The sequence below is a fragment of the Pseudomonas sp. PIC25 genome, from assembly GCF_002286785.1.
Lineage (GTDB): Bacteria > Pseudomonadota > Gammaproteobacteria > Pseudomonadales > Pseudomonadaceae > Pseudomonas_M.
The window spans coordinates 1-2,897 of sequence record NZ_MUJY01000096.1; the positions used below are offsets into that span (position 1 = coordinate 1).

Annotated in this window: 4 protein-coding genes; all 4 read left to right on the top strand. The window is 62.8% G+C overall.

All coding sequences use genetic code 11. The annotated features are described in order from the left end of the window. Positions 1–343 (top strand): cbb3-type cytochrome c oxidase subunit II (locus BZL41_RS11660; protein ID WP_174706159.1); only part of this gene is annotated, 343 nt, incomplete at its 5' end. Positions 344–348: 5 nt separating this feature from the next. Further along, a complete protein-coding gene (locus BZL41_RS11665) occupies positions 349–546 on the top strand; it encodes a cbb3-type cytochrome c oxidase subunit 3 (RefSeq protein WP_095599453.1) in 198 nt (65 codons plus the stop codon). Then, complete coding sequence (gene ccoP / locus BZL41_RS11670) at positions 543–1,478, top strand: cytochrome-c oxidase, cbb3-type subunit III (protein WP_095599454.1); 936 nt, start codon at positions 543–545, stop codon at positions 1,476–1,478. Before BZL41_RS11665 ends, ccoP begins: the two co-directional genes overlap by 4 nt. A 363-nt stretch (positions 1,479–1,841) precedes the next feature. Then, a partial coding sequence (ccoN, locus tag BZL41_RS11675) for a cytochrome-c oxidase, cbb3-type subunit I (protein WP_095599455.1) occupies positions 1,842–2,897 on the top strand: 1,056 nt, incomplete at its 3' end.

Here is a 2,897-nt window from a genome sequence, read left to right on the forward strand (position 1 = left end):
CGAAAGCGTCTGGGACCACCCCTTCCTGTGGGGCTCCAAGCGTACCGGCCCGGACCTGGCCCGCGTCGGCGGCCGCTACTCGGACGACTGGCACCGTGCGCACCTGTACAACCCGCGCAACGTCGTGCCGGAGTCGAAGATGCCCTCCTACCCCTGGCTGGTGGAAAACACCCTCGACGGCAAGGACACCGCAGCCAAGATGGGCGCCCTGCGCACCCTGGGCGTGCCCTACAGCGACGACGACATCGCCGGCGCCTCCGCAGCGGTGAACGGCAAGACAGAGATGGATGCCCTCGTGGCCTACCTGCAAGTGCTCGGCACCAGCCTGAAGAACAAGAGGTAAGCGCGATGGCCTTCGACAACCTCGACATCAGCACCCTGCGCGGCCTCGGCACGGCGCTGGTAATGCTCGCCTTCATCGGCGTGACCGTATGGGCCTACAGCAGCAAGCGCAAGGCGGCCTTCGACGAAGCCGCCAACCTGCCCTTCGCCGACGACCCGACGCCCGAGCACGCCCGGAACGCTTCTAGGAGTTACCTCGCATGACCACTTTCTGGAGTTGGTACATCACCATCCTCACCCTCGGCACCTTCGTCGCGCTGTTCTGGCTGGTCTTCGCCACCCGCAAGGGCGAGCCCAAGGGCGGCACCGACCAGACCATGGGCCATGCCTTCGACGGCATCGAGGAATACGACAACCCGCTGCCGAAGTGGTGGTTCCTGCTGTATGTCGGCACCATCATCTTCGCCATCGGCTACCTGATCCTCTATCCGGGCCTGGGCAACTGGAAAGGCGTCCTGCCGGGTTATGAGGGCGGCTGGACCCAGGCCAAGCAGTGGCAGCGCGAAGTGGACAAGGCGGAAACGCAATATGGTCCGATCTTCGCCAAATTCGCCGCGATGCCCATCGCGGACGTAGCCCAGGACCCGCAAGCCTTGAAGATGGGCGGCCGCCTGTTCGCCACCTACTGCTCGGTGTGCCACGGCTCCGATGCCAAGGGCTCGGTCGGCTTCCCGAACCTGACCGACGCCAACTGGCGCTGGGGCGGCGAGCCGGACGCGATCAAGACCACCATTCTGCACGGTCGCATGGCGGCCATGCCGGCCTGGGGTCCGATCCTCGGTGACGAAGGCGTGAAGAACGTCGCTGCCTATGTGCGCCAGGGCTTGGCGGGGCTCGCCTTGCCGGAAGGCAGCGAAGCCGATATCGCCGCCGGCAAGCAGATCTTCGAAACCAACTGCGCGGCCTGCCACGGTGCGACCGGCCTGGGCATGGCAGCCATGGGCGCTCCGGACCTGACCCATTCGGCCGGCTGGATCTACGGTTCGAGCCTGGCCCAACTGCAACAAACCATCCGCTATGGCCGCAACGGCCAGATGCCGGCCCAGGAGCCCTACCTCGGCAACGACAAGGTGCACCTGCTCGCGGCGTACGTGTACAGCCTTGCCCAAAGCAAGGAACAGGTAGCAGCCAAGTAATATCACTTCGGTCCGGAAGCCCTTCCGGACCTGCTCCAGGGATGAGGTGCCACCAGCGCCTCATCCCTTGGTCTAAGCCAGTGCGACCAAGTGTCGCACCGCATCAGCGGTTCACAATCCGAGCCTCAGCCTCTAAGCTGCTCGGCATCGCCACCCCTATCACAGAATTTCAAGGCGAACCGTCCCTCCGTCGCATCGGTCTGATGCGACCAAAGTCCTGAAAAACGCATCGGATATCGCGCTCTGGCAGGGCTTTGACGGCGGGAGAGAGCGCCCCTGCGTCGTTGCAATGGCCCCCCTCTTTCTCCATACTTGCCGCCGTTTTTTGCCCCACAAAACCCTCCATTAACCGTGGAACCAAGCATGAGCACAGCAATCAGTCAGACTGCTTATAACTATAAGGTGGTCCGCCAGTTCGCCATTATGACGGTGATCTGGGGGGTCATTGGGATGGGTCTCGGTGTTCTGATCGCCGCCCAGCTGGTATGGCCGGAACTCAACTTCGACCTGCCGTGGACCAGCTTCGGCCGTCTGCGCCCGCTGCACACCAACGCAGTGATCTTCGCCTTCGGCGGCTGCGCCCTGTTCGCCACTTCTTACTACGTGGTGCAGCGCACCTCCCAGGCCCGACTGATTTCCGACGGTCTCGCCGCCTTCACCTTCTGGGGCTGGCAAGCGGTGATCGTGCTGGCAGTCCTGACCCTTCCGCAGGGCTACACCTCCTCCAAGGAGTACGCCGAGCTGGAATGGCCGATCGACATCCTGATCGCCGTGGTCTGGGTCAGCTATGCGATTGTGTTCTTCGGCACCATCGTCAAGCGCAAGACCAAGCACATTTATGTGGGCAACTGGTTCTTCGGTGGCTTCATCCTGACGGTCGCCCTGCTGCACATCGTCAACAACATTGAAATTCCGGTCGGTGCGTTCAAGTCCTACTCGGTCTACTCCGGCGCCACCGACGCGATGATCCAGTGGTGGTACGGCCACAACGCCGTGGGCTTCTTCCTCACCGCCGGCTTCCTCGGGATGATGTATTACTTCGTGCCGAAGCAGGCTGAACGCCCGATCTATTCCTATCGTCTCTCGATCGTGCACTTCTGGGCCTTGATTTCCGTCTATATTTGGGCCGGTCCGCACCATTTGCACTACACCGCCCTGCCGGATTGGGCTCAATCCCTCGGCATGGTGATGTCGCTGATCCTCCTGGCACCGAGCTGGGGCGGCATGATCAACGGCATGATGACCCTCTCGGGCGCCTGGCATAAGCTGCGCACCGACCCGATCCTGCGCTTCCTGGTGGTCTCCTTGGCCTTCTACGGTATGTCCACCTTCGAAGGCCCGATGATGGCCATCAAGACCGTCAACGCCCTCTCCCACTACACCGACTGGACCATCGGCCACGTACACGCCGGTGCCCTC